The sequence below is a fragment of the Collimonas silvisoli genome (genome assembly GCF_018305005.1).
Classification (GTDB): Bacteria; Pseudomonadota; Gammaproteobacteria; order Burkholderiales; family Burkholderiaceae_D; genus Collimonas; species Collimonas silvisoli.
Genome location: NZ_JAGQEG010000076.1, coordinates 20,894 through 27,902, shown reverse-complemented (window position 1 = coordinate 27,902; position 7,009 = coordinate 20,894). Strand labels below are relative to the sequence as shown.

The following is a 7,009-nucleotide window of genomic DNA, read 5'->3' as shown; positions in this document are numbered from 1 at the left end:
TTGCGGGAGAGTTTGGGCAGGGTGATTTCGTCCACTTCCCCCCGGTAGGAATTACCGCTATCGAACAAAATAAAATCTTTTAACTTTTTAGGCATACCCATGGTGTGGTCTGTTCTTTCTCTGTAAAAGGTTAGGCGATGACGGCGGCGGCGAACTCGGCCAGGTAGCGGTCGGTGATGCGTTGTTGGAAAACGAGGTTTTCCAGGGGCGGCACTGGCGTATAGTCGTAATCGATGGCCAGCTTGCCGTACTTCAGATTTTCTTTGCTGTTGTACTCAGGATCGAACCAGGCGCTGCCGCCCAGCAAATAGCCGCCCCGGATCAGGTCGCGGAACTTGGCGTTGATGCTCTCGATCATGTCCTTGACCAGCGACGGATGCATGGGGACATCGTTATAAGCCATGTGTGCTTCGGCCATGGTGTCGGCCACGATCTGGGCGGTGCGCGTGTAGTTCTCGAAATAGAAATAGCCGCCGGCCTCGCAGGTGCGCGAACCCCAGAAGCGGAAGCCGTTGCTGTTGACCAGCGTGGTGACTCCCTGGCTGTTCAGGTAGCTGGCATCGGTGGCGGGATCTTGCAGATCCCAGAACACGTCCGCCGAGATGCCGGTCGGACCGTTGACCACCATATTCGACAGGGTTTTATGCCAGCCGACTTCTTCATCGAGCTTGGCGCGCAGACCCAGCGCATAGGCAGACGCCGCCATCGTAGTCTCGGCATTGGTGGCCGTATCCCAGTTCACAAAGTCCGGCCAGAGCAGCATCAGCTCACGCTGTCCGAAATCCTTGCGGTAGGCGACCGCTTCTTCCTTGGTCAAACAGCCATGCGCGGACGCGTACACAAAGCTGCGCATCTGCTGTGCGACGCTCACCAGAGCGTTCGTCACCGGCTTGGTGTCCAGGCCAGGGGCGCCCAGAATCCTCGGTTTCACACCGAGCCGGGCCTGGGCCGCCAGCAGCGCTTTGATCCCGGTGTATTTGCCAGAGGCGGTGGTGGTGCCTATGACGTTGGACGTGGTTTCGGCTTCGTCCTTGCCTTCGGCCACGCGCACCACAATCGTGAACGGCTTAGTCTGGGCGCCGATGGACTCCAGAGAGCGCCGTAGCGTCCCCTTGGTGCCGGCCCTGCCAAGCTCCGCAATCACGTTGGTCAGCAGGACCGGCGTGTCAAGCGGGAATGCGGCCGGGTTGGCATCCTCGGCGGTGGCGATCAGGCCGATGACGGCGGTGCTGACGGTACGGATCGGGCGGGTGCCCTCGTTAATTTCAATGACGCGCACGCCATGGTGGTAATCAGTTGCCAATGTGGTCTCCTGTTGATTGGGTGAATAATTAAAGAGCTGCTGCGTCGGGCGCGACCGGCCAGGTGATGGCGTGCGGATAGCCGGCCTGGTCCGGGAGGCGGTTCAAGGCAACGCGGTATTTTTTCCAGGCCAGCAACAAGGCGACATCGGCGTCGCTGGCGTCGTCCACGTCGACACGGTCCTGGTATTTGGTTACCTCGCCATTTGCACGGCGCAGCTCGTTGGACATGCGCTCCTGTGCCGCTGCCAGGAATTCGGCATCGGTAGGAAAATAATCCGGCACGCCATCCGCTGCGCGGGCCGCGCATTCGGCATGGATAGCCCGGCCATGTGCTTCCACATCATCGGGGCAGGCCAGGAAGGCGATATAACCGTCCCGGTGCAGGAATTTGACTGCGCATTCGAAGCCGACCGCCACACGGACGATATCTTTGATGTCGGCATACGCAAACGGATCGATGATCGCCGGCAGCTCTTGTTCGGTGATTTCTGTTTTTATGATCTTTGCCATTACGCTACCCTTTGCCATAACGCTGTTCGTGTCCAAGTACCCCCATCACCACCCGACCCGTAGTCATAGGCATAACCGCGTAACTCCCATGCGCCGGCAGCCTCGGGAGAGGTGTGATTCTTGTTCAAGATGTAGCCGCCGATGCAGTGGTTCTGTAGTCCCTGGCCGGTCAATTGCGTGGCGTACGTGGCAGTGCCGGCATTGCTCGCATAATTGGCGCTGTTGGCGTAGTTGACGCTGAAGTTGGCCGGGTTGTAGACATTGACGTCATCCGGTGTATTTCCGCCCAACATCCATACGGGTTGGCCGCCGATACCATTCCAATTTAAGTTGATGCGCTGTCGCCCAAAAACGACCGTCCCCATATCCGTGGCATCGACCGTGACCTTCACCCCGCTGCCATTGCTCCAACCGATTTTGACGACATTGGGCAATTGCCCGACGCCTGTGCCTTGCTGCACCGGTGTGTAGCCGAGTGCGTCTTGCTTGGCGGCGGGATTGAAATTTCCCGCATGCCACAATTTGTACGCATTCGCTCCCATCGAATAGCCGCCGACGGAAAGGTCGTTATTGGCATCCAATCCGAAATGCACGGCGAACGCGCCAGGGCGGTGGAACGTCATGTAGGCATGGTCGGCTTTATCCTTACTCATCACTTCGATGGTCGGTCTGCCTGGGCCATCGCTGCCAATGGCGCCAATCGAGCCGGAGACTTGCAATTGGCCTGAGACACTGCCGCCGGTGAGGGGAAGATAATTCTTTAACAGGGCGTTGCCGCGTTCAATCGTCAAGTATTCCCGGTGCGGATCCGCTTCGGCCTTGTGATCGGCAATCACCTGCACCATGGCCGGTTTCAAACCGGCCGGCGTGACCGCCCGCGTAGCGTCTTTCCCGGCTTTGGTTTCCTCGACAGTGGCCAACTCGACCACGCCCTGGCGATCCACGGTAGCCGGTGGATTCGTGAAATTGGTGTCGCCGAACGTCAGCGACGTGGCGGCAAGCGTGGTGAACACGGTGTCGGCGGCCAGCAGCATCATCGATTGTGTCGATTTTTGCAGGATGGGATCCGGCTGGCTGTAGACACCCAGCAGCACGCCGTTGCTCAGCCAGTAGCCGATGCCGCGCACGGTATAGGTATCTGTGCCGTCGTCGCGGATGGTGACGTGGATCGTATCCGGAGCAACCACTTCGCCGGAAATAGTTGATAACCGCTTGATCTCGCCGGGTAAGGTGGTTGCATCCTCATTGGCGATAAAGACGGCCGCAGTAACGCCGATCTCGGCAATCTTGAGCGGCGCGGTGCCATTGTGTTCGGCATTGACCAGGGCGGCGCGACCGGCCTTGGTGATAATGATTTGGAGTCCAGGCATATTTTTAATTTGCTTCTGTCAGATTCAAACGGGCATAGATCACAGGACGCACGGCGGTCACGACGGCAATGGCGGCTTGCGTCTCGATACCCTGGGTAAACGTAAAGTGGCTACGGATCGATTTCGTACGGTGCACCTCGGCGATCACATCATCGACAAATGCCGCGGTCGCGGACTGGCCGCCGGCGCCGGATAAGGTCAGCACCAACTCGAAGGTGTACGGCTCGCCCATCGGCGTTATTTGCCACCACTCGCGCAGCAGAATGGCGCCACCAAAGGCGGCCACCACGTCCTTGACCGCCTTGGCGGTGCCCTTCTGGCGGTGGATCTTCATGGCGTTGCGCACGCGGGCGCGCCGTACCTCTTCCGTCCAGTAAGGTTTCCAGCTGTCGACCGACCAATGCCACGCAAGCCAGGGCAGCAGATCGATGTCGATGGTGTCGGGGTTATGCAGTGTGCGTAGCGGGACCGGCACATCGGAAATCCGGGCCGTGACCGTTTCCAGCGCCCGTTCCATGGGCGTGGAATTCGGTGGCAAGAGGGATTTCATCTTCTTGCTCACGCGTTACCCCAGATGCCGGCATAGTCGATGTGTACGTCATCGCAGTAATACGCCACCAGCTTCGAGATCTCCGGATCCTCGGTCGGCGTCAACAGGATGACGCGTTCCACACCCGCGACGTGTACCGCTGCGTCAATGCCGGAATGGGTCGGCACACGCCCCAACTGGTGCGCGTCTTTGATGTATTTCTGCATGCGCTTGTTTGCTTCACCCAGAACGACGGTCGGATCCGGCCCCGTAAAGCTGTAGAGCTTGGCGTGTACCTGGTAGCGGACGATGTGCGCAGCGCGCACCTGTACGTAATCGGTCAGCGGGCGCACGCCATCTTCCAGCAAGCGGGCCGCAACGATGTCCAGCAGCTCTTGCGAGGGCGTGCCGTCGCCTTCATGCGACAGGATGGTGACCACCACATACCCAGGCGCCGGACTGGTCGCGGTCGCATTGCGCACGCGTCCGTCCGCGCTCAGAGCGTGGAAAATATAGGCGCCTTCCGGGCCGGCGACGGACATGCCTTGCGGCGCCAGCTGGATACGGCGGCGGTAATCGTCATCCACCTCCATGACGGCAGCGATCCCCTTGTCGGGATCCGCCGGCCAGATCTGCAGGCGTGGCACGTCCATGTTGGCGCCGATGTGATCCAGGTCGGTGTCCATGGCATAGGCCAGCATCAGGGCGCGGGCCGCTTCATTGATGTGCTGGCGCAGTTTCAGCTCGCGGTAGGCGCTCAGTTGCACCACCTTGATGGCGGGATCCGATTCCGTCAGCTGATCCAGATCGACGCCTTGCGCTTCCAGGTCGACCAGGTGCGCGGCCAGGATGGTCTCGTAGTCCAGCGGCTCGATGACATTCGGCGCCGGCAGTTGCGACAGGTCGATAGCGGCGCTCATAAAGCGGCTCCAGAACCAACAGGCACATCCAATTGGACGCTCTGCTCGTTGGTGACGCCGTCCAGGATCAGCGTCGCCTGTCCATCAGCGCCGCGTTGCAACTGCACGCCGGTCAAGGCAATGCGGCGCTCCCAGCGCAAGACAGCGTAGGCGGTGGCGGCATAGATGCGCAGCACGGTAGCGCCGTTCAAGGGCTGATCGATCAGTTCCGGAACTTCGGAACCATAGTCGCGGCGCATGACGCGGCTGCCAATAGGCGTGGTCAGAATATCCGCCAGCGATTGACGGATGTGAGCAAGGCGGGACATGGCGCGACCAGTATGGGCGTTCATCATTTCGGCGCACCCGATTCATCGTCACCCTTCTTCACGCCGACGTGCGGATGCTTTACTAAGCTGATGCCGGCAGCGATCACGTCGACCGTAGCGCGCATGATTCCCTGAATCATCGCCGCCGGGCCGCCTTCCTTGCCGGCTTGGACATTCATGCCGGCATTCAAGGCCGACATGCCGTTGACGGTCAGGTTCTGGTTGACGACCAGATTTTTTTGCACCAGCAGGTTGCCGGTGCATTCCGTATCTTCGGCGTTCGAGGTGACTTTGCCAGGCGCAGCGGTGACGCTGGTGCCGTCCGGCAGCGTTGCGCTCAAGGTGTGGCTGTCGCGGTTGTATTGGATCACGGCGCCATCGGCGTAGCGGATGGTGTGATGGGCCGGGTTGGTAGACGGCGATGTGTATTTGTCGGAATAGATCGCCGGCAGGATTGCGGCATTGGCGAAATCCCCCTCGGGCGACAGCACAATGACCTGTTCGCCCACGGAAGGCGGGAACCAGGTCTGGGCATCGCCGGCACGCAAGGTGATCCAGGGGCGCCATGTGGTGGTGTTGTTACCCACGCGAACACGCACGCGCTGGGTGTCGTGATTGATGTCGGCAATGGTGCCGAATCGGATCAGATTCAGGATTAAACGCAGCAAGTCGGATTGGTCAGCAGTCATGCGATGCATGTTGCCGGGTTGCGGCAATCGCTGCACCTGGTAACGGGTTGATATGTGGCATACCAACTGCTGGGGGATGTTTTATGACGAGAGGGCGTAATACAGTGCCGGTCTGGAAAAAGAACGCGGCGACGCAATCAGTGCGGGGAACACTGATCACGCCACCGTGCCAGCAGAATACAGCTGCGAGCAAAGCCAAGGCCGCGCCACCTGTACAGGTGAGGCGAAGGCTACCATATTCGCGCAGGTATACCCAAATGCAGGACATCCGTTGTGGGAGTTGTTCCCGAAAACTCGGACAAGGTGAATACATCACCCTGTCCATCAAATGCCCGCGCTGCGGGACATTGAATCATTTGAGGGCCAAGCGCCCCGATCCAGAGCGCCTGCGAGCGCCACACGCTGGAGTTAGTCAAAGTGGAAGTTAATAAGCTGTACCAGGGCGATTGTTTACCCTTTCTGGAATCGTTGCCGAGTGAAAGCGTCGACGCATTGATTACCGATCCGCCGTATGCCAGCGGCGGTTTGCATATCGGCGCGCGGCAAGCCAGCACCACTAGCAAGTACATGCAGACCAGCACAAAACGGGGTTTCCATGACTTCGCGGGCGATCACCGCGATCAGCGTTCGCATTTACGCTGGTCCATGATGTGGCTGTCGGAGTGCTGGCGCATATTAAAACCGGGCGCGCCGGTGTGCCTGTTTAGCGACTGGCGGCAATTGCCGACCACCACCGACGCGCTGCAAGCTGCTGGGTTCTCTTGGCGTGGCATTGCTGTCTGGGATAAAACCGAAGGCACACGGCCAGTGGTCGGACGATTCCGGGCGCAGTGCGAATATATCGTTTGGGGCAGCAAGGGCAATATGCCGCTGGACCGTGGGGTCGGTGTCCTGCCGGGTGCCATTCGACAGGTCGTCAAGACGGCGGACAAGCATCACATCACCGGCAAGCCCGTGGAGGTCATGCGGCAGGTCAATCGGATTTGCGTGCCGTCGGGGATTATTCTCGACCCGTTCGCCGGATCTGGGTCGACTCTGGTGGCGGCAGAAATGGACGGCTATCAATGGATCGGCTGCGAACTATCGCCGCACTATCGGGACGTGGCTAATGCCAGATTGCAGGCGCTGAAACCAGCACACGCTGCGGCAGTGAGTCACGAATCAACGCTTGATCGGTAGCGCTAAAGCCGAGTAAAGGCCGAGCCGGGTAGTGATACTCCGGCTTTTTTTTTGCGACGTGTACGGTCCGCCAGGTGCCTGCAAAGAGCTGGTCATAACCAACTGAGATACGGACGTGGTGACGCAGCTTTTCTAGCTCTAGCTAAGAAAGGAAATAACGATTCAATATTTCCTGCTGGAAACTATGTTAATTTAACGCA

At 59.4% G+C, this 7,009-nt stretch carries 11 protein-coding genes; 2 read left to right on the top strand and 9 right to left on the bottom strand.

Annotation, left to right across the window (positions count from 1 at the left end; all coding sequences use genetic code 11):
• From KHU33_RS18840 to KHU33_RS18805, 8 genes are all read right to left on the bottom strand, one after another.
• On the bottom strand, positions 1 to 101 hold a 101-nt coding region (locus KHU33_RS18840), incomplete at its 3' end, for a phage major tail tube protein (RefSeq protein WP_211465724.1).
• A 29-nt stretch (positions 102 to 130) separates the two neighbouring features.
• On the bottom strand, positions 131 to 1,303 hold the full coding sequence (locus KHU33_RS18835; protein WP_211465714.1) for a phage tail sheath protein: 1,173 nt from the start codon (positions 1,301 to 1,303) through the stop codon (positions 131 to 133).
• A gap of 28 nt (positions 1,304 to 1,331) precedes the next feature.
• Positions 1,332 to 1,814, bottom strand: a complete 483-nt coding sequence (locus KHU33_RS18830) for a tail fiber assembly protein (protein ID WP_211465712.1) — start codon at positions 1,812 to 1,814, stop codon at positions 1,332 to 1,334.
• Complete coding sequence (locus tag KHU33_RS18825) at positions 1,814 to 3,184, bottom strand: hypothetical protein (RefSeq protein WP_211465710.1); 1,371 nt, start codon at positions 3,182 to 3,184, stop codon at positions 1,814 to 1,816. The genes KHU33_RS18830 and KHU33_RS18825 overlap by 1 nt, the downstream gene beginning before the upstream one ends.
• A 4-nt stretch (positions 3,185 to 3,188) precedes the next feature.
• Positions 3,189 to 3,734: a phage tail protein I gene (locus KHU33_RS18820; RefSeq protein WP_211465708.1), complete on the bottom strand. Its 546-nt coding sequence runs from the start codon at positions 3,732 to 3,734 to the stop codon at positions 3,189 to 3,191.
• A gap of 8 nt (positions 3,735 to 3,742) precedes the next feature.
• Positions 3,743 to 4,633, bottom strand: coding sequence for a baseplate assembly protein (locus KHU33_RS18815; RefSeq protein WP_211465706.1), 891 nt, complete (start codon positions 4,631 to 4,633; stop codon positions 3,743 to 3,745).
• Positions 4,630 to 4,941, bottom strand: a complete 312-nt coding sequence (locus KHU33_RS18810; RefSeq protein WP_230414389.1) for a GPW/gp25 family protein — start codon at positions 4,939 to 4,941, stop codon at positions 4,630 to 4,632. Before KHU33_RS18810 ends, KHU33_RS18815 begins: the two co-directional genes overlap by 4 nt.
• Before the next feature lie 23 nt (positions 4,942 to 4,964).
• Positions 4,965 to 5,630, bottom strand: coding sequence for a phage baseplate assembly protein V (locus KHU33_RS18805; protein WP_211465704.1), 666 nt, complete (start codon positions 5,628 to 5,630; stop codon positions 4,965 to 4,967).
• A gap of 83 nt (positions 5,631 to 5,713) precedes the next feature.
• Here KHU33_RS18805 and KHU33_RS26795 point away from each other — a divergent pair, with 83 nt between their 5' ends.
• Complete coding sequence (locus KHU33_RS26795; protein ID WP_329956083.1) at positions 5,714 to 6,058, top strand: Com family DNA-binding transcriptional regulator; 345 nt, start codon at positions 5,714 to 5,716, stop codon at positions 6,056 to 6,058.
• On the top strand, positions 6,048 to 6,809 hold the full coding sequence (locus tag KHU33_RS18795; protein ID WP_211465700.1) for a DNA-methyltransferase: 762 nt from the start codon (positions 6,048 to 6,050) through the stop codon (positions 6,807 to 6,809). The genes KHU33_RS26795 and KHU33_RS18795 overlap by 11 nt, the downstream gene beginning before the upstream one ends.
• Here the strand turns inward: KHU33_RS18795 and KHU33_RS26515 are convergent.
• Positions 6,736 to 6,918 carry a phage virion morphogenesis protein gene (locus KHU33_RS26515; RefSeq protein WP_329956085.1) on the bottom strand — a complete coding sequence of 61 codons (183 nt, stop codon included), beginning with the start codon at positions 6,916 to 6,918 and terminating at the stop codon, positions 6,736 to 6,738. The genes KHU33_RS18795 and KHU33_RS26515 overlap by 74 nt on opposite strands.
• Positions 6,919 to 7,009 lie beyond the last annotated feature (91 nt).